At 43.5% G+C, this 20,981-nt stretch carries 13 protein-coding genes and 1 pseudogene; 2 read left to right on the top strand and 12 right to left on the bottom strand.

Annotation, left to right across the window (positions count from 1 at the left end; translation table 11 throughout):
• Positions 1–302: 302 nt before the first annotated feature.
• From ACFPRA_RS07525 to ACFPRA_RS07550, 6 genes and pseudogenes are all read right to left on the bottom strand, one after another.
• Entirely contained in the window at positions 303–1,433 is a 1,131-nt protein-coding gene (locus ACFPRA_RS07525; RefSeq protein ID WP_381432270.1) for an acyl-CoA dehydrogenase family protein, read from the bottom strand.
• A 13-nt stretch (positions 1,434–1,446) separates the two neighbouring features.
• Positions 1,447–2,298, bottom strand: a complete 852-nt coding sequence (locus tag ACFPRA_RS07530; protein ID WP_381432272.1) for a 3-hydroxyacyl-CoA dehydrogenase family protein — start codon at positions 2,296–2,298, stop codon at positions 1,447–1,449.
• The gene (locus ACFPRA_RS07535; RefSeq protein WP_381432274.1) at positions 2,270–3,442 is read right to left on the bottom strand and encodes a thiolase family protein; all 1,173 of its coding nucleotides are present in this window, start codon (positions 3,440–3,442) and stop codon (positions 2,270–2,272) included. The genes ACFPRA_RS07530 and ACFPRA_RS07535 overlap by 29 nt, the downstream gene beginning before the upstream one ends.
• 2 nt (positions 3,443–3,444) lie before the next feature.
• Positions 3,445–4,227, bottom strand: coding sequence for an enoyl-CoA hydratase/isomerase family protein (locus tag ACFPRA_RS07540; protein WP_381432276.1), 783 nt, complete (start codon positions 4,225–4,227; stop codon positions 3,445–3,447).
• A gap of 217 nt (positions 4,228–4,444) precedes the next feature.
• Positions 4,445–5,797, bottom strand: coding sequence for a sigma-54 interaction domain-containing protein (locus tag ACFPRA_RS07545; RefSeq protein WP_381432280.1), 1,353 nt, complete (start codon positions 5,795–5,797; stop codon positions 4,445–4,447).
• 239 nt (positions 5,798–6,036) lie between these two features.
• Positions 6,037–6,195, bottom strand: a pseudogene (locus ACFPRA_RS07550) (group II intron reverse transcriptase/maturase); the annotation flags it as partial.
• Between the two features lie 909 nt (positions 6,196–7,104).
• Here ACFPRA_RS07550 and ACFPRA_RS07555 point away from each other — a divergent pair.
• Together ACFPRA_RS07555 and ACFPRA_RS07560 are read left to right on the top strand one after the other, a co-directional pair.
• Positions 7,105–8,070, top strand: a complete 966-nt coding sequence (locus ACFPRA_RS07555) for a S8 family peptidase (RefSeq protein WP_381432282.1) — start codon at positions 7,105–7,107, stop codon at positions 8,068–8,070.
• Between the two features lie 1,449 nt (positions 8,071–9,519).
• Complete coding sequence (locus ACFPRA_RS07560) at positions 9,520–10,485, top strand: S8 family peptidase (protein WP_381432284.1); 966 nt, start codon at positions 9,520–9,522, stop codon at positions 10,483–10,485.
• A gap of 279 nt (positions 10,486–10,764) precedes the next feature.
• On the opposite strand, the gene ACFPRA_RS07565 is transcribed toward ACFPRA_RS07560, so the two are convergent.
• The 6 genes from ACFPRA_RS07565 to ACFPRA_RS07590 form a co-directional block, all read right to left on the bottom strand.
• A complete protein-coding gene (locus ACFPRA_RS07565; protein WP_381432286.1) occupies positions 10,765–12,564 on the bottom strand; it encodes a DNA/RNA non-specific endonuclease in 1,800 nt (599 codons plus the stop codon).
• Between the two features lie 441 nt (positions 12,565–13,005).
• On the bottom strand, positions 13,006–14,775 hold the full coding sequence (locus tag ACFPRA_RS07570; protein ID WP_381432289.1) for an L-lactate permease: 1,770 nt from the start codon (positions 14,773–14,775) through the stop codon (positions 13,006–13,008).
• Positions 14,776–15,018: 243 nt separating this feature from the next.
• A complete protein-coding gene (locus ACFPRA_RS07575) occupies positions 15,019–15,798 on the bottom strand; it encodes a fumarylacetoacetate hydrolase family protein (RefSeq protein WP_381432291.1) in 780 nt (259 codons plus the stop codon).
• Between the two features lie 166 nt (positions 15,799–15,964).
• Positions 15,965–18,139 carry a malate synthase G gene (locus tag ACFPRA_RS07580; RefSeq protein WP_381432293.1) on the bottom strand — a complete coding sequence of 725 codons (2,175 nt, stop codon included), beginning with the start codon at positions 18,137–18,139 and terminating at the stop codon, positions 15,965–15,967.
• A 30-nt stretch (positions 18,140–18,169) separates the two neighbouring features.
• Positions 18,170–19,627 (bottom strand): FAD-linked oxidase C-terminal domain-containing protein, encoded by a 1,458-nt coding sequence (locus ACFPRA_RS07585; protein ID WP_381432295.1) that lies wholly within the window; start codon positions 19,625–19,627, stop codon positions 18,170–18,172.
• Complete coding sequence (locus tag ACFPRA_RS07590; protein ID WP_381432297.1) at positions 19,624–20,979, bottom strand: (Fe-S)-binding protein; 1,356 nt, start codon at positions 20,977–20,979, stop codon at positions 19,624–19,626. Before ACFPRA_RS07590 ends, ACFPRA_RS07585 begins: the two co-directional genes overlap by 4 nt.
• Between the last annotated feature and the right edge of the window lie 2 nt (positions 20,980–20,981).

A 20,981-nucleotide genomic window follows, 5' to 3' on the forward strand; every position in this document is an offset into this window, starting at 1 on the left:
TATCAATTTCGCCTTGGCATAATTGCGTCCAGATTTTGAATTGTGCTTTCGCAATTCAAAATCTGTGACATCCGCCGGAGGCTTTGGGCCAACAGGATGTTGGTCACTCAGGCGTTGCCAATCAAACAGCGAAGGGTTTGATTGGCCGTATTTCTGCGCTTTTTGCAGAAATTAAGGCACTTTCAGGATGCGGCGATCTTAGCCTGAGTACCTCAATTCAGCCGGGGTTTGGACCCCACTGAATTAAATACATGTCTAGCATTCATACCGCTACTTATAGAAGTAGGGAACTTCCACTGAAGCTAGTTAAACAATTCGTTTGCAATGATGATACGTTGAATTTGGTTCGTCCCTTCATAAATTTGTGTGATCTTTGCATCACGCATATAACGCTCAACTGGATATTCCTGTATATAACCATTCCCGCCAAGCAATTGAACAGCATCTGTTGTAATGCTCATCGCCACATCCGATGCATAACATTTCGCCATCGATGAATAGAGCGGCACTTGTGCGTCCTGATCCTGCAGTTTCTGCCCCGCCTCATAAACAAGAAGACGTGCGGTCTCCAACTGCATAAACATATCGGCAATCTTCGCACGCGATAATTGAAATTGATCCAGCGTTTTTCCGAACTGTTTTCTTTCTGAAATATAGTTTTTCGCGTATTCAAAGGCGGCTGTCGCAATGCCCAATGCTTGCGCGCCCACAACCGGCCTTGTTTCATTAAAGACATTCATCAAAATCTTGAATCCTTCCCCTTCACTACCAAGCCTGTTGGCCGCAGGAACGCGGACATTTTCCAAAAACACTTCACGCGTGACAGAGCCTCGGATCCCCATCTTTTCTTCCTTCTTGCCAAAAGATAATCCCGGTGTCCCATCCTCAACAATAAATAATGTGATCCCTTTCGTCCGCTCCTCGGAAGTCCGCGTCACGAAGACATAGATCTCTGACTCTCCCGCATTCGTAATGAAGATTTTATGACCATTTAAAACGTAGTCATCACCATCTTTTTTCGCTATCGTCTGCACACCCGATACATCCGAACCAGCTTGCGGTTCTGTAATGCCAAAAGAACCGAGCACTTCCCCAGAAGCCAATTTCGTCAAATACTTCATATTCTGCTCATGTGTGCCTGCCAATAAAAACGGTGCCATCGCGAGCGCCTGTGTAGACAATGCAACCGATGTCGACGCACAAGCTTTGGCCACTTCTTCCACCACCGCCAAATGACTGGCAAAATCAGCGCCTGCCCCGCCATATTCCTCTGATACATGCACACCAAAAAGCCCATTCTCCGCAAGCACTTTTAAATTATCCCATGGCATTTCACCGCTTTTATCTACTGCCGCTGCCCGCGGTTCAATTTGTTCTTTCGCAATCTTTCTCACTAAATCCCGGATCATCTGTCTTTCTTCCACTAACGTCATCTGCGCCACTCCCTTATGAATAGTTATAAAAACCTTTACCTGATTTCTTTCCTAAATGGCCGGCCTCCACCATTCTCTTTAAGAGAGGACAAGGTCTATATTTCGAATCATTGAATCCTTCATATAAGCTTTCGAGCGTAAAGAGTAAAACATCGACGCCTAAGGAATCGGTCAGCTTCAACGGCCCGATCGGATGATTGGCACCGAGCATGAGACCGCGATCGATTTCTTCCGGATCATTGCCTTCCATAACGAGAAACGCCGCTTCATTCAAGAGCGGAACCAATGCCCGATTCACCGTGAATCCCGGGAAGTCTTTTGCGACGATCACTTCTTTTCCGATCTGCTTGCCAAATGCTCGAACTTTTTCCGTCGTTTCCTCTGATGTATTGATCCCCCGTACAATTTCCACAAGCCGCATGACAGGGACCGGACTGAAAAAATGCATGCCGACAACTTGAGACGGCCTTGTCGTCACACTGCTCATCGCTGCGATTGATAACGATGATGTATTGCTGGCAAGAATGGCTTCTTGTGGCAATAGTTCATCTAACTGTTTGAAAACCGCTTGCTTGATCTCCATTTTTTCCGGTACGGCTTCAATCGCCAATAAACAATCTCTTCCATCTTCAATATTTGTGGAAAATACAATATTATTCAGGATCGGTTGGACTTCCGTTTCCGGGTGTAGCCTTCTATGCATTTTTTCAATTTGCCGCTGTGCTCTTTCCAACATTTGGGCGGTTTGATCGACTAAGGTGACATGTACCCCACGTTCCGCCAGGACATGGGCAATCCCTGCCCCCATCAATCCCCCACCGACCACAAGGACATGCTCAAACAACTTCGATGATTGCTGCTGCACCTTGACCACCTCCTACACATAATGATCCGATTCCTTTCCGTAACCCTCTTCTTCTTAATTCATGTAATAACGTCACGATAATACGAGCTCCTGAAGCGCCTACTGGATGTCCTAAGGCGATTGCGCCACCATTCACATTCAATTTCTCAGTCGGGATATTAAGTTCCATATTGACGGCAAGCACTTGGGCCGCAAAAGCCTCGTTAATTTCAAACAGGTCGATGTCATCCATTTCCAGATTGGATTTATCAAGCGCTTTCAAAATGGCCGGAACGGGACCAATTCCCATGATTGATGGTTGTACACCACAAGTGGCAGTTGAGACGATTTTCGCCAAAGGTTTCAGATTTAATCGTTTTAATGCTCTTTCAGAAACAAGCAATACAGCTGCTGCCCCATCATTTAACCCTGATGCATTGCCAGCTGTGACCGTCCCTTCCTTTTTAAAGGCGGACTTTAAATTACCTAACTTTTCGATGGTTGTATTCCGTGGATGTTCATCCGTAGTGAAATATTGATCTTCCCTCTGACAAGGGACCGGGACGATTTCTTCCACAAACCGGTTTTCCTCGATAGCACGCAATGCTTTCTCTTGACTCTCCAATGCAAAAGCATCTTGCGTCTCACGCGAAATTCCATAACGCTCCACTAAATTTTCTGCTGTGAGGCCCATATGATAATCTTCGATGGCGCAGATCAATCCGTCATGAAGCAATGCATCGACGACTTGCGGATTGCCAAGACGTTTCCCCCATCTACTGTCTAAATCCAAATGCGGAACATTGGTCATACTTTCAATGCCGCCCGCTACAACGACATCACTTTGACCACTTCGGATATTGTTCGCCCCTTGGATGATGGCAGTAAGCCCTGAAGCACATTGCATATCGATCGTCATCGCCGAAACGGAAATGGGCAACCCGGTACGAATGCCAATTTGACGTGCCGGATTTCCTTTCAAACCATGCTTCAGCACATTACCAATAAGAATTTCATCCACTTCTTCCTTCGCTGCAGGGATATCATAGAACAATTCATTGACTACGAATGCTCCTAGTTCCACTGCAGAATATGGTTTCAATGACTGGCCAAAGGAACCGATAGCCGTTCGCTTAGCAGCCGCAATATATACTGTTTCGATCATCATCACGTCCTTATAAAATTTGGTTTTCTTTTTTCTGCAAATGCAAGGAGTCCTTCTCTTGCTTCCCCCTCTACAAATAACTGTTTGAATGCCGTCCTCTCCAATTCCAACCGTTCTTTGAGAATTGCATATTCTACACCCGTCAATAATTCTTTGATAGCACTGTTGGCATAAGGACTATTGGAAGCGATTCTCTCGGCAATCTGCATACTTTCTTGTAAGGGATCCACATCCACTTCACTGACAAGACCGAAAGAAAGTGCTTTCTCCGAATCAAAAAATTCACCCGTTAAAATATTTTTCATAGCAAAAGAGATGCCTGCTAAAGTAAGGATCTTTTGCGTGCCCCAGCCGCCCGGCAAAATGCCCAACTTCACTTCCGGCAGTCCAAAAACCGCTTGTGGGGAAGCTATCCGTATATCACATGCCAAGGCCAGTTCAAAGCCCCCGCCTAAACAATAGCCTTCAATTGCAGCTATAAAAATGATAGGACTTGTATTCATCCGTTTGTGCAATTCATGGACCTGTTCAGTTAACAAGTCGATTTCCACTAAATCCGCATGTAACATTTCTTTGATATCCGCGCCTGCCGCAAAGTTCCCCTGCTTACCTTGCAAAATGACCACTCTTGTCGAAGATTCATCTTCAAGTGTCTTTATCAATTGCATCAGCTGTTGGATAACCTGACGATTCAATGCATTCTTTGCTTCTGGCCTATTCAATGTCACAATACGGATTTGTGGCGACGTATCGCATACTACTAGCTCAAGAAAATCCAAATTCATAGTCCCCCCTTTCCTTGCTTAATTACATTGCAATATGCTTGCCACTTTTCCGACCGCGTCAAATCAACGTTTTTACAAACCTATATCTATTCCATACGTGAAATGGTTCATTTTTAGACCAGTTGTGGTTCAGTTTTGATTTACTTCTCACGATTTATCATTGAGTGGTTCATTTTTAAACCAGAAAACAAAAAAGCCTCCACAATAGAGGCTCATTTTAAGTGATATCATACTGTTTAATTTTACGCAGCAGCGTCGAATGGCTAATTCCCAAAGCTTTTGCGGCACTACGAATAGAATGATACACCTGTAAAGCTTTTCGAATTTCTACTTCTTCAAATTCCTCGATACTCTCTTTTAACGGTCGAATACTTGTCGTAGAATACTCTTCTTTCCATTGACTACGGGAGATTTCGTGTGGAATATTCCTTTCAGTAATGGAGGGACCTTCTGATAAAATAACCAACTGTTCCACCATATTTTCGAGTTGTCGCACATTCCCAGGCCATTCATACTGTTCCAGAAGCGATAGTGCTCGTTTTGAGAACACTAACTGCTTATTGTATTTTTTATTGAACCTGTCTAAAAAGTATTTGCCTAAATACCCGATATCTTCCACACGATCGCGTAAAGGAGGGACCTCTACTTGAACCACATTCAAGCGATAAAAGAGATCTTCCCGGAACTTCCCTTCCTGTACACGTTTTTTCAAATCTTGATTGGTCGCAGCGATGTAGCGGACGTCCAACTGCTTTTTCGCAGTTCCCCCAACCCGAGTAATCTCGTTCGTTTGAATCGCCCGCAATAACTTCACCTGTAGATGCAATGGCATTTCCCCGATTTCATCGAGGAGGACCGTCCCATGATTTGCCACCTCTAATAGACCAGGCTTGCTTGTATTCGCTCCTGTAAATGCTCCCTTTTCATATCCAAACAACTCCGACTCAATTAAATTCTCGGGAATCGCTCCACAATTGATTTGAATATAAGGGGCATCCGAACGTTTGCTCAAACTATGTATATTCTTGGAAATCACTTCTTTCCCCGTGCCGGACTCGCCAAGTATCAAAATGGTTGCATCGGCTTTCGCAATTTTTTCAACCAGCCTTTTTAACTCTTGCATAACGGATGAAATACTCATAATGCCACCGGTCTTCGTCACGCTTTCACGTAAGCGCTCCAACTCCAAAAAACTGATTTTCGAGTAGTTTAAATGTTCATCGAACAGCATATTCAGATCTTTTAAATCACGGTAATTGGATGCATAACACAACACCTTACCATTTTCATCTTTAATCGGCTTACTCGTTATGAAAACATCCCGCCCTGTATTCAATTTCTGGTAAATCGTCAAAGGATTTTTTTGAAGAATGCGTTGTGATTGCTTGAGAATGAGGCCGTCCTCCTGCATCTCCTCCGGTGTCTTTCCAATAATCTGATCTAACTTAACCCCCGAAATGACTTCAACAGCCGCATTCGCAAAAAAAACCCGTCCCTCATGATCAGATAATAAAAACCCTTCATAACTTTGTAAGAGAGCTTTAGGTAATAATACTTGTAAATGATTCATCGAAACATCCCCCTTCTATTAAATAATAATTATCTATATAGTTGTCGAATTAAATGGATTTTTCAATTAATATAATACTAACACAAATGATTGCAGAAATTTCCTTTGTTACATGGGCTTTTTTTCATTATAAAAACGCGGCCAGAAACCCGGACCGCGTTTTGTTTATTCATATAAGATGGACGTTAAGACCATACAACTGCTTAGTAGTTATAATATTACTGCTCAATCGACTTGATTATTTCGACGACACCCCAACAATTCCCTTCTTGTATATACCCTTTTGCTTTCCTTCCCCCATCATGAGCGCTTCGATTAGGTCGAAACCCATAACTATGGTCCGAGAAAGTTGGGTCATACAAAGTGGTTAAAACTTAGACAATCGCCTGTTGAATGAAGTTCGTGTTCCTCAGACCGTAGTTTTACCGCTCGCTTCTTTCAGATTCCATGTCGCCACAGACACTCTTGCGTTAAGCTAACTATTACTTCTGCCTTCACAGTACGGGATTTGCCCCCTATAGACTATGCCCATGCTGGGCGCATCAAAAAATGGTTCTGAACAATAAAGCTTCCTATCTCTCCACGTTAAAAGAAATTTCCTTTCATTTATTTCAGTTTTTCGACATATACCAAAATATTGCACATATACATTATAGAAATACTATCCAACTTATTACTCCATTTTTCAATTATTGCACCTTGACAACATTTTATGGACAGAACATGTATGACGGTTTTGTATGGCAGTCCTCATCGAAGGGAGGTGAAAATCAATGACAACATACGAAACACTCAGCTTGCTCCTCCAACTGTCCGGTGGATGGATTGCAGCAATCTCCGTGTTGTTGTCCGTCATCTTTTTCTTATCAAGAAAGGAGTAATTGTCTTCCCTCGGCAAAGTGTGGACAATTACTTCCTCTTGAAACGCTTTTTTGCCCAATGATTTACACCGTCATACAATGTAAAAAATGGCCCATGCTGTTTTCTATCTGTGACCTGTTGTAGGACTGAATGCTTAAACGCCCAATCCTTTTTTATTGTATGTTACGTTTTCTATTATATGATGACTTTTTAATAGAAGTGTAGAATCTCTTAGCTAAACTAGATTACATCCCAGTTCGTTCATGGATTGTCAAGGCTTTCGCTAATAGTATGTACACATATTTCTTCAATTCGAAGTAGTTTCCTAGTATATACAGGAAGTACTAGATTCGGAAAATCTCCTTTTGATATCTCTACTACAGCAGGATTTTTTCAGCAGACTTATGACTGGTTGGATAGTGACTATTCCCTCGAGGAGGTCCAATATGAAGAATCTTGTTCAAGTCATTCCATTTGAAGTGAATATTCGTGTAAGTGAGGTCAATGAGGTTCCGACAGGAGTAGATTTAATTCAGGCGCCAAAGATTTGGAATGTTACGAAAGGAAAAGGGATTACTGTCGCTGTCCTAGATACGGGTTGCGAACGCAACCACCCTGATTTACAAGAGCGGATCATAGGCGGCCGAAATTTTACGGATGATGATGGAGGCGACCCGGCCTCATTCCATGATTACAATGGGCATGGAACCCATGTCGCTGGAATAATTGCGGCCCAACAAGATAACAAGGGCGTGGTCGGCGTTGCCCCAGAAACAAATTTGCTAATCGTCAAGGTTTTAAATAAAAAAGGCGCTGGGCAATATGACTGGATCATCAACGGCATCCAATATGCCATCGAGCAACAAGTGGATATTATTTCTATGTCGCTCGGGGGATCGAATGATGTGCCTGAACTGCATGATGCCATCAGAAAAGCGGTCACCCACAACATTCTCGTAGTGTGCGCAGCCGGCAATGAAGGAGACGGCAACGATTCAACCGATGAATTCGCCTATCCCGGCGCTTATAACGAAGTCATTTCCGTTGGTGCGATTGATCTCGAACGACGCCCTTCCAAATTTTCTAACTCTCACAATGAAATCGATGTAGTCGCGCCTGGAGAAGAGATCCTCTCCACGTACCTAAATGGAAAATATGCCAAATTGAGCGGAACATCCATGGCTGCTCCCCATGTTTCCGGAGCTCTCGCTCTCATAAAAAATGTGGTCAACAGCAGCTTCGAACGGCAACTTTCAGAACCCGAGCTATATGCACAGCTGATTCGAAGAACAGTTCCACTCGGCTTCTCGCCCAAAATCGAAGGCAGCGGGCTTATCTACTTAACGGTTCTGGAACATTTGGAGAATGTAATTGGAACGAAACAGGAACCTTTGGCTATAGGGGCTCGATAATGTAGGAAGGATGGAACGGGTGCATGATTGACATGTAAGTATGACTACTCAACCGCTAGAATAGATCTATAAAGAGAACTTAGCCTATGTCGTTGGGCTAAGTTCTCATCTTTTTTCATTATATACCTAGATGAGGAGCTTACATGATCCTGTTAGCAAGATGACTCGGTTGTCAATGTCGGACGTAATTTCTCATAAAGAAAGAAGTAACTGCCCCCCCATCGGCAGAAGTGTGGACAATTACTTCTTCTTTTCACTACAACAGTTTTCACCGTTGCATGAATTACAAAATCGACTATGATTTTGTAATTATAGTCTACCATTATAGGTCTGAATGTTCAAACGGTTAGTTCTTTTTCATTACTTAATGAAATACAGATTTTCAAATTGATGAGCCCATGCAGTGCATAGCTCATCTTTAGACATGGGGTAAGGCGTGCGTCAAATGTTGAGTTTTATTCAAATATGGAAAATTCGTGATGCTTCAAGCTTTTGACAAGGACCAAAATTTCCTGTTTGAAATATGCGAACGTATGTGCTATTATATTTGTATGAACTGTTATTTGAAAACTTAGGATGGGGAGTTCTAAGATGAAAATACGTCTACAAGGAAAAATTTTCAACGTTTTACTAAAAATCGGTTTTATCCGATCGACGAGGTACGATAAGTACAACAATTTACAATTCTATACAAGTAGCATGTCCTATTAAATAGAAACATTTCTTTTAGTATCTTTCTACACAATGCTATATAAGTACTAAATACACCATTATTCACTGAGTCTTCCGAATCTTTTATGTAAATTAGACATTATCAATTGGACTGAATAGTCAAATAATGGTATGGTTTATTATATAGTAACAATTAGACATAGACTGCAATTTTTCTTAAAGTGTCAGTACTAGTTCTCCAAAACCTCCCCTCTCCTCTGACAATTTAAATACATAACGGTTCATTTACAAACAATCATTTGTATGTTTCCATTTCAAGTTTCTCATTTCCAGCTTTTTTATATTGAAGTATGACTTACACGGTGAAACTTTCCATTGAAAGGAGGTGAAAACCAGTGACAACATACGAAATATTAAGCTTACTCATTGCACTTTCCGGTGGATGGATTGCTTTAATGTCGGTGTCGTTGTCAGCTTTCATTTTCTTCTCGAGAAAGGAGTAATAGCCCCCCTATCGGCAGAAGTGTGGACAATTACTTCTTCTAGTTCCATTCTGGACAAACTGTTTTTACCCCGACATGGAACTCCGTCGGCAATAAATAGGACTGATTTAACCTCTCAGTCCTATTTATTACAAGTCAGGTTTAATCATTCTATGTAGCAAGTAGTGCAAAGAGATACGAATCCTTCCTCCAGTATCAAGTCAGTGCAAAAAATCGTTCAATTCGTTTTCTGGATCAATCATGCAGATTTCCAACACTAACTAGGAGGTTTGAAATGGAAAATTATGCTCAGGTAATCCCTTATGAAATGATCGGACAAGCAGCAAATACAAGTGAAATCCCCGCAGGTGTAGCATTAATTCAAGCACCTCGTATTTGGGACGAAACAAAAGGTAAAGGCATTACAGTAGCAGTCCTGGATACAGGATGCGATACTAGGCACTCTGATTTGCAGGAACAGATCATAGGCGGTCGGAACTTCACGGACGATGATGGGTCCAACCCTGACATATTCCTTGATTACAACGGTCATGGAACGCACGTAGCAGGGACAATTGCAGCCCGTCATAACGGTGAAGGCGTAATTGGAGTAGCCCCAGAAGCAAGTTTGCTCATAGTAAAAGTATTGAATAGAAACGGCTCGGGGCAATATGACTGGATCATCCAGGGAATCCATTATGCCATCGAACAACGAGTAGATATCATCTCTATGTCACTAGGGGGCCCCCATGATATGCCCGAACTTCATCAGGCTATCCAAAAAGCGATCGCTCACAATATCCTCGTTGTTTGTGCGGCTGGTAATGAGGGCGACGGCGACGATTCAACGGATGAATTCGCCTATCCAGGTTGTTATAACGAAGTCATAAGTGTAGGCGCGATCAACCTGGAGCGTCGCTCGTCCGATTTCACCAACTCCCACAATGAAATCGATTTAGTAGCTCCGGGCGAAAAAATCATTTCTACGTATTTGAACGGAAAATATGCAACATTGAGTGGAACTTCAATGGCTGCACCGCATGTTTCCGGAGCACTTGCCCTTATAAAAAATTTGGTCAACGACAGTTTCAGCCGTCAACTTTCGGAAACGGAGCTCTATGCCCAACTCATAAAAAGAACCGTTCCGCTCGGTTTCTCACCAAGACTGGAAGGTAATGGACTCGTTTATTTAACAGTCCTTGAACATTTGACAAATGTCTTTGAGCAAGAAATTGAAATGTTGGTTTTGAATGTACAATAAAGAACAAAAGCGCAGGGCGCCTGCTCAGATGCGACAGGCATAAGACGGATTGGCGAAGAGGCGTTCTTTGCCTCACAGCCAAAACGGCTTATGACCCGAGCGTCTGGCGCCCGGAGTCTCGACGTAATATCTCTAAGTTGTAAGGTATCCACAGTACGAGATTGTTTTATTTCCTAAACAATTTAATATATAACGATAGCCGCACAGGAAATGTTGATTTTCTTGTGCGGCTAGCTTTTTTTGATGGTATCGTTACGATTTAGGTGACAATCGCTAATTTCAGAGTTTAATATCCCCTGGTGCTTCAACGACATATCCCCTTACCGACTCCAATTGATTGAGCGGGTCGTGATTACGTAAATTTTCAAAATCAAGACCTGTCATCCCTTCAATTTTTGAAAGGGGTACTTGATACGTTTTATATTCTCCATATGCAAATTCCAAATCCTCAATCAAATTTTTTTGAGTCTGTAAATAAGCGGTTGCAGATAGATTCCCATCTTTCTTCACCATAACAGCGATTTTCCAAAACTCTTCGGGTATCTGAACGCCTCTATAAATAACGTCATCCATCTGAAAAACCGGTCCAGTAAACACGGTCACTTTGAGGTTTGCGTTATCGGCATTGTCTAGAATATAATTTTCCAGATCTAGCCAACTTTTCTGATTCAGTTCACTGTGCTGTGGCGCACAATTTGTAAAATGGAACGTATCCTTATTCGCCTTTTCTGCTGCCTCTCCCCAAACTGGGTCAAGCCGGCGGACAAGATGCCCCCGATCGAGTGCATTATTTTTATATAACTCAGGGCCGCACTGGTACTTGGATTCGATGCGGGAATCGAGATACCATTTGTCATTACGGCCCACCTTCTTCATTTGATTGCCATCAATATTCACCACAGTATAATAGGCTAAACGGCGTGACTTGCTCATGACAATCGAAAAATGTGTATAATGCAGCACATTGCCCCCGTCTTTCAACAAGGCAATATCCTCTTCAAGATCAGACCGGAATAGAGGATGTGGGACTTCATACTCTTCACCCAGAAATTGTGTGTCATAGCCTGTCGCTCCTTCATACCACGAACGGCTTAACTCCTCAACGACCATCTCTTCACCCGTATGATCGGGAACTTCCCACTCCTTCACAATGTCATTCAACAACATTTTTTGGTCATCACTGAATTGAGTTCCTTGCTCCACAACAAACTGTATGATACTGCTGATACGAATCCCTTCATTGGCGATAAATTCTGTCCGGTTACTTGGATCCGGAACGCCTGAATGGTGGAGGGAGACAACAATCCACTCATCATTAAAGACAGGCGAACCCGAGGATCCGGGCATTGTATCTGTTGAGTAATGAATATAATCGTCAAATACATCCACAATTTGATTCTCTCTGATCGCTACAGCTTTGGGTGCCCCTGATGGATGTTGAATAATGGATACGCTTTCACCAACCAACCCTTTCCCCGATTGCGGGATAAGAGGCAAATACCCAAAATCGCTTAGTTTTGTACCATCGGCAGACACTTCCTCGATCGCGACGATTGTAAAATCGAGCTTTTGGTCTGTTATAAATATACGCTCAGGTGCGAAACGGTAGGTTTTCATATGACGTTCTTTTAAATCAAGACCCACTTCATAATTGAATTGTGCAACACTAAACCGGGCCGTAGCACAGCTCTCCAAAACATGATTATTTGTAAGCAATAAAGTAGGTGAGACAAGAAAGCCTGTACCATGTCCAAGTACTCTTCCTATACGATCTCGGAGTTCGATTCTACAAACAGGCTTGGCTGCTCGTAAACCTGCTTCAAGATAAGAAATTGGAAATAGATCATCTCGGCCAATAATACGCTCGATAGCAAGTCCATCATGTGGATCAATCATCATTTTACGGAGTGCGACTCGCTCAGGGGTGTCCACTTCCATTGGGTTTTTAGTTTTCAGTTCACTAGCAATCCGTTCACGCTCATTGGATCGCACGATGTAACGTTTTAAAGCTTGTTGTTGTTGCAAATCTACGAGATCCATTTGGGGACTTTGAAACTTATCAAGTCGTTTAGTAGACATACATATCCCTCCTTGAAGTAGTTGCAGACAATTAATCATTACTGTTTAGATAATTCTAACAACCATGTTGTATTTTTGAAAGTTACTTATTAAGGATAATTCAAGGGATATATTGAACCAAACACGTTACCAATATGACTTTAGCCAATCAGGATCTGTTTTCACTATTATTGATCTGGTCCTTATGGAAGACAGGGGAAGAAGCTAGAGCTAACAAATGAACTAGACGCCTCATCGACTCCTTAAATTTTCTCGTCTATCTTTGTATTGAAGATACATTTCTAATCGGTTATATAGGCAATAAGAAATTGCAGTTAAGGTATTAGGAAATAAAATGAGTGGTTCCCAAAGCAATTTGACTCAAAATAAAACATCGACCTGACAACTACTTGCCAAGTCGATGTTTTTATAGAGTATCGTCATGCTAACTTTCCATTTTTGTTATTTTCGTTCATTTATTAATAAATCAGCTCTCCTACGGTTCGTAGCAATAATGTAAATGGCTATACAAGCAATGAGTGCTGCCATGAACGTACCGAGATTGAAGAGCCCTTTATCGGCGTACCACACGATCGAATAGCCGATCGAGCCTGTTAATAACGCGTAGTATGCAAACGGGAATAAGGTTTTTCTAATAACGGCTCCTTCTTTTCCGATCAATCCTACAACGGCAGAAGCGGCTACAACGTTATGCACACAAATCATATTGCCTGCCGCTCCACCAACTGCCTGAAGCGCTATGATCCATGTCGCGTCAACACCGATCTGCATGCCTACATCATACTGAAACAATGCGAACATCATATTACTGACCGTATTACTTCCCGCAATAAAGGCACCGATCCCACCAATAAACGTAGCGAAGAAGGGCCAAAAATCACCCGCTAGCGCTGCGGCTCCATTTGCTAATGCAATTGGCATTTGGTCATATCCTGCCGCTCCACCACCTGAATTCAAGAAAACTTGAACCATTGGAACGGTGAAAACAAGGGCTGTGGATGCGGCGATCATCGTTTTACCCGATTGAGCCCACGCACGCTTGTATGCTTTTTTATTCATACCATGTAGGAAAAAGGTGATGACGGATACTACAATAAAGATTGTGCCTGGCGAATACAACGGCTGAAAGCTTGCTGTAATGCCTGAACCGAAAATATCTTTAAGACTTAACGTCCATGATTGCGACCACCCCATAAATGGTAACGCTTTCAATCTAGTTAAAACTAAAAGGAATCCGATGATGATATAGGGTGCCCACGCACGGACCATGCTCATGCTTCCACTTTTATGCGCAATATCTTTGATTTCCAGCTTGCCGCTCCATTCCGGATCCCACTTCGATTTTTCTTCAAAGTCCCATACTTCATCTTTAGGAGGCATAAGAAACCCTTTTTTGGCTGCAGAGACGACGATGGCTAAACCAACTAATCCACCGATCATTGATGGAAACTCGGGACCCAGAACATTCGCTACGATGACATAGGGAATCGTCATGGCAAAGGCTGCAAACAAAGCAAACTTCCACACTTTAATGCCTTCAGTGAAGGATTTATTCTTACCGAAAAATCGAGTCATGAGCGCCACTACAAAGAGGGGGATCAGTGTCCCAGCAATCATATGCAGGATAGCCACTTGTCCGCCAATCGAAGTGACAAACGCAAGCATGTTGTCCGTAATACTTGCATTGGCAGATAAGCCTGTCTGAATCCCGACGAGTATCGGCGTCCCAACTGCACCAAAGGAAACCGGCGTGCTCTGAATGACCATTCCGGCAACAACAGCCGCCATTGCCGGAAATCCTAACCCCACCATGAGCGGCACTGCGACGGCAGCAGGTGTTCCGAATCCAGCAGATCCTTCAATAAAAGAGCCAAAGAGCCAGGCAACAATAATAACCTGTATACGTCGGTCCTCAGAAATATCTGTGAACCCCTGACGAATCGTCCGAATCCCGCCACTTTCTTGTAGTGTGTTCAATAGCAAAATAGCACCAAAAATAATGAACAACAACGTGCCTGCTACGACAAGTCCATTAATAGACGCTGCTGCAACATTTGCTCCCGGCACCTTCCAAACAAATAACGCAAGCACAATGGCCACCATATAAGAAATTGGCATGGCTTTACTTGCAGACCACCTAAGACCAACTAAAAAAATTGCGACCGCTAAAATAGGTAAAAGTGATAAGAACGCTAACATCCCCGTATCCATATTCATTTCCCTCCCCTATTCAACTTTGCTTGTACAGCTTATTCCAACGAATTTGACAATATTCCGAAAGCTAGACTAAGCAAAAAATACTAGAAATTTTCGATATGATATAACAACGTATAGTCATTTTATAAATCAACATCATCCACTGTGGGACAATCTTAGAGATTTATTGAACATTAAAAAACCTGAAAACCTATTGAAGGAATTCAGGCAAAACGAAAGACTTTTATCAATAACTAGTTAGCGTATTTCCGAGGCTATTTTTGCTGCTACAAACGTATTTCGAAGCGTTCCAATCTCGTTAATTGTACATGCAATGACTTCTCCAGCTCCGACAAGCTCTGCACCAACAGGACTTCCTGATAAGATGACATCCCCTGGCTTCAGGGTCATCACTTCTGTCAAATAAGAAAGCATTTTGCGAATCGGAATAATCATTAACGCCGTTTCGCTGTTTTGTTTTTCGACATCATTCAGTTTAGCTTCTACGCTGACTTGGAAAGGATCAAGCTCCGTTTCAATAACGGGACCTAGAGGTGTGAAGGTGTTAAATGATTTGCCGATTGTCCAATGTCCGTCTTGATGGAAAAACTGAGGCGCTGTGACGTCGTTGCCAACGGTATAACCAAATACATAATCCAAAACCTCTGATTCAGGGACATTTTTTGCTTCCTTTCCAATGACAATCGCCAACTCCGATTCAAATTTCACTTGATCGATACCTGCTGGAATGACAATGTCTTCTTCCGGTCCAATGACGGATGAAGTTGGCTTGAAGAAAAAGACTGGGATTTCCGGTAGCTCGCTTGGTAGTTCCGCTTTTTGGGTTACGTAGTTTGCGCCGATGCCAATGATTTGGTTTGGCTCCAATGGCGCTAGAAGTGTCACCTCACTCACCGGAAACGTTTCGCCCGTATATGCCCAATTACCAAATAGATCACCCTTTATCACTTTCAAAATATCCTCTGTTAGTACGCCTTGATAAACATCAGCCTTCACCTTAAATCTAGCAAATTTCATAGTAGCACCCCTCTCGCGTTTCATTCTCTTGTATAACGAATCGGTTCCATCTCGTTCCGATTTTTTAGGCATCATGAATAAAAGATGAAAACAAGGCTCCTAATTGAATAGAATGCCTTGTCATCTCCATCATTAACCACTTGGCCCTTCCATCGTAAAATGGCGATTATTTTACCGCTATTTTCGCTTTCGCTTCCAGACGTCGACGGTGCAGGATCGGCTCCGTATATCCGCTTGGCTGTTCGTAACCTTTGAAAACAAGGTCACATGCTGCTTGGAACGCCACCGAATTGGTATAGTCCTTCGCCATCGGCACATAATTGGCGTCGCCGGCGTTTTGCTCATCCACCACTTTTGCCATACGCTGTAAAGTCTCTAGAACCTGGTCTTTCGTACAAATTCCATGATGGAGCCAGTTGGCCATATGTTGACTCGAAATCCGCAATGTCGCCCGGTCTTCCATCAGCCCCACATCGTTAATATCCGGTACCTTTGAGCAACCGATTCCTTGGTCAATCCAGCGAACGACATAGCCAAGGATTCCCTGTGCATTGTTATCCAGTTCTTGCTGAATATCTTCTGCACTCCACTGTGGATTCTCTTCAACTGGAATTTGCAAAATCGTATCCCGCAAATCTTGCGCTTTTTTCGCAAGCTCATTTTGTACTTGTATTACATCTACTTGATGATAATGCAGGGCGTGCAACGTCGCAGCTGTAGGAGATGGCACCCATGCCGTATTGCCCCCTGCTTGTACGTGACCGATCTTTTGCTCCAGCATAGCTGCCATCAAGTCTGGCATTGCCCACATGCCTTTGCCAATTTGGGCACGGCCTTGAAAACCGCTAGCGAGTCCGACGTTCACATTCGATTGTTCATAACCTTGCAGCCACTGAGAGGATTTCATGTCACTTTTGCAAATCATCGGCCCCGCTTCCATTGACGTGTGCATTTCATCACCCGTACGATCTAAGAATCCCGTGTTAATGAACACAACCCGGTCCTTTACCGCGCGAATGCAATTTTTCAAATTCAAAGAAGTCCGGCGTTCTTCATCCATCACACCGATTTTAAGGGTATTCCTTACCAGTCCAAGCAAATCTTCCACTCGGTCAAATAGCTCGTTGGCAAAAGCCACTTCTTCTGACCCATGCATTTTCGGTTTCACGATATAGATTGAACCTTTGGTGGAATTTTGAATGGCGCCATTTCCTAATAGCGAATGCTTTGCACACAAACTCGTAACTACACAATCCAAAATACCTTCCTGGATTTCTTCACCATTGTGATCTAAAATCGCATTATTGGTCATCAAGTGTCCGACATTTCGGGTAAACATCAAGGAACGTCCTCGTAGTGTGAGTTTTTCTCCACTTGGGGAAGTGTAGCTGCGATCCGGATTGAGCTTACGTGTAAATGATTTGCCGTTTTTCGTTAATTCAGCAGTCAAATCGCCTCTCATCAGACCGAGCCAGTTGCTATACACGAGCACCTTATCTTCCGCGTCAACCGCCGCTACCGAGTCTTCACAATCCATGATCGTTGACAGGGCAGCCTCCATCAAGATGTCTTTAACACCTGCCTTATCCGTCTTCCCAATTGCGTGACTGCGGTCGATCTGTAGTTCAAAATGCAGCCCATTGTTTTTCAACAACACAGCATTCGGGTTTTCTTGCGGTCCCTGATAGCCAGTTAATTTTACTTCATTTTTCAGTCCCGTTACTTCTCTATTGGAAAGAGTAACGGACAACTTCCCTTCGACGATCTGGTATTGCACAGCGTCTTTATGAGAGGCATCCGTTAAAGGGGCGGCCTGATCTAGAAAGTTCTTCGCAAATTGAATAACCTTCTCCCCGCGAATCGGATTATAGCCTTCTCCTAAATGAGCGCCTCCCGCTTCGCTGATCGCATCCGTTCCATATAGCGCATCATAGAGGCTATTCCAGCGGGCATTTGCCGCATTAATCGCATAACGTGCATTATCGACTGGAACGACTAACTGAGGTCCCGCTTGAACTGCAATTTCATCGTCGACGCCTTCAGACTGGACCTGAAAATCCTCCGTTTCTTGTTCAAGATAGCCAATTTCCTGTAAAAAATCTTTATACTTTCCAAAGTCTAAGTTTTTATTTTCACGATGCCATGCATTAATTTTGTCTTGTAGTTCATCGCGTTTCGCTAATAATTCCTTGTTCCTTGGTGTCAAGTCACGGACAAGCTGTGAAAAATCGGACCAGAACCTTTCTCGATCCACTCCACTTCCTGGAAGAGCCTCATTGTTAATAAATTCATAAAGTACAGATGCCACTTGCAGATTATTCGTTTGAACATAACTTGTCATGTTATTATTTCCCCCTTTGAATTTTTTCATTTATGAATGGACCGCTTCTTTCATCTCTTTTTTCACTTCCGCACAACGTCCCGGCGTCGGGAACAATTTACCGGCATTTAATAGATTGTCAGGGTTGAATACTTCACGGATATTCGTCTGGGCAATAATTTCTTCATCTTTAAAGACAAAACGCATTTCTTCCCTTTTCTCAATCCCTACGCCATGCTCGCCCGTAATCGTCCCCCCCGCATCGGCACATACTTGCAAACAAGCACTCCCGGCTTCGATGGCCTTTTCGGTTTCACCTGGAATGCGGGCATCGAATAGGACAAGCGGGTGTAGATTTCCGTCACCAGCGTGAAAAATATTGGCAATGCGCAAACCTGATTCTTGACTGATTTCTTCGATTCTGCTCAACACTTCCGGGAGCTTACTCCGCGGAATCACACCGTCTTGCACTAAATAATCCGGGGAAATCGCCCCCATTGCCCCGAATCCCGTTTTACGATTTGCCCACCATCTCTCCCTTTCCGCCTCGTCCTTCGCCGCTCTCACTTGTCGAACATTTCTTTTCTTACAAACTTCTAAGATGAGATTGATCTGTTCATCAATCCCTGCTGAAATCCCATCCACTTCGATCAATAAAAACGCCGCGATGTCTTTCGGATGTCCTACAGGAAAAGCGGCGGCTTCAACGCCCTCGATGGCTACTTTATCCATCATTTCAAGAGCTGCCGGTACAATGCCAGCCGATATAATATCCGACACTGCCTGACTTCCGTCGGCAACGCTATCAAAATAAGCAAGCACCGTTTTCTTGCTTTCAGGATTTTTCAAAATTCGGACTGTTATTTTCGTGACAATGCCCAATGTCCCTTCCGATCCCGTTAACAAACCGAGCAAATCGTAACCAGGCATATCGGGAATGCCATTTCCCCCTACTTCAATAATGTCTCCATTTGGCAAAACAACTTCGAGGCCAAGGATATGATTGGTTGTCACCCCATACTTCAAGCAGTGCGCCCCACCTGCATTCTCAGCAACATTCCCACCGATCGTGCAGCAATACTGGCTTGACGGGTCAGGCGCATAGTAATACCCTTTGTCAGAAATGGAGTTTGTCAGCTTCAGATTGATAAAGCCAGGCTCTACGACCGCTCGCCTGTTTTCCAGATCAACACTGACAAGCTTCTTCATTCTGACTAAACTAATGATCACTTCGTTATTGATAGGAATCGCACCACCACTTAGACCCGTACCTGCACCGCGTGCGAGGAAAGGTAACTGATGATCGGAACAGTATTTGACAAGCTGGGAAACTTCCTGTGTGTTTTTTGGAAAGACAACGGTTCTTGGCAAATGCTTATGCACCGTAAATGCATCGCAGTCATACGCCAGCAAATCTTCCTTGTGGTACAGGATTGAACGTGCCCCACCGACAATCTTGGCAAGATTTAAAATATGTTTATCCTTTGTGTCAATTCCCTTAACCGTCATTTCTCCCCCTCCTCTTTTTGATAGGCCCAGTCTAACAGTTGTACGGTATGGACGATTTTTTGATTTCTCCCGTATTTTTGGACGCCAATCGCCATCTGCAGCATACAGCCCGGGTTGCCCATTGAAATCATCTCGACATCTTCCGGCACATTCTCCATTTTGTTTTTAAGGACATCTCCTGCCATTTCCGGATTGGTAATATTATAAATACCGGCACTTCCACAACAGCGATCTGCGTTTGGCATATGGACCATCTCGACACCGGGGATATCCAGCAAAATATCGCGCGGCTCCTGACGTACGCCTTGCCCATGTGCTAAATGGCAAGCATCATGATAAGTAATGCGCTTGTTGAGTTCCGCTTTCGGTTTTTCATACCCTGTGTCATGCAGGTATTTAGAAATATCTTCTACTTTTGCCGAAAACGCCTCTGCTTTCTCGCGCCACTCCGGTTCAACCTCCCGGAACAATTCCCCGTATTCTTTGAGCATACAGCCACACCCGGCAGCGTTCACAATCACTTTTTCAGCATCCTGGAACGCTTCGATATTCTGCTTGGCAAGCTTTCTACCCGTGTCACGGTCGCCGGCATGAACGTGAAGTGCGCCACAACAAGTCTGTTTTTTCGGGATCTTTACATCGTTACCGTTCCGTGTCAGAACGTTGACGGTCGATTCATTGATATCACTGAACATCACATCCATGACACAACCTGTTAAAAATGCCACTTCGTTCTTGGTTTCGCCTTTTGCTTTGATCACTGTTTCATTGTTAAACTTTTTCCGGACAGATTGTTGCACTTCCGGCATAACCGCTTCCATCTCCACTAAATGCTGTGGCATAACATTGATCAGCTTCGTCTTTTGGACAACTTTCTGCATGCCGCTTTTTTGGTAAAACCGCAAAAAGCTTCCGAACGTTTTTAATCGATTCTGATGTGGAAACACTCCCTCTAGAAAAAATTTGCTGACCGTTCCTTTCCATCCTGTTAGCGGGATTGCTTGGCGGATTTGACCGCGTGCTTCTTCGATTAAACCGCCGACATCCACATCTGCAGGACAAGCCGTCGTACAGGCACGGCAGTCCAGACAAGCAAAAACGGGATCCATGAACTGCTTATTCACTTCCAGTCTCCCTTCTGCCACCGACTTCATGAGATGAACACGTCCACGAGGCGAATGTTGCTCCTGTCCCGTCACTTCATAGGTCGGGCAAGATTCCAAACACATGCCGCAATGTGTACAATCCGCCCATTTCTTTTCATCCGGATGCTCGCTCCACAGATAATTGCTGAAGCTTTTTTGAGTCGTACAGGCTGGGACTTTTTTCAACTCCAATTCTTTCACAGTCATGC

The organism is Sporosarcina soli, assembly GCF_042655805.1.
Classification (GTDB): Bacteria; Bacillota; Bacilli; order Bacillales_A; family Planococcaceae; genus Sporosarcina; species Sporosarcina soli.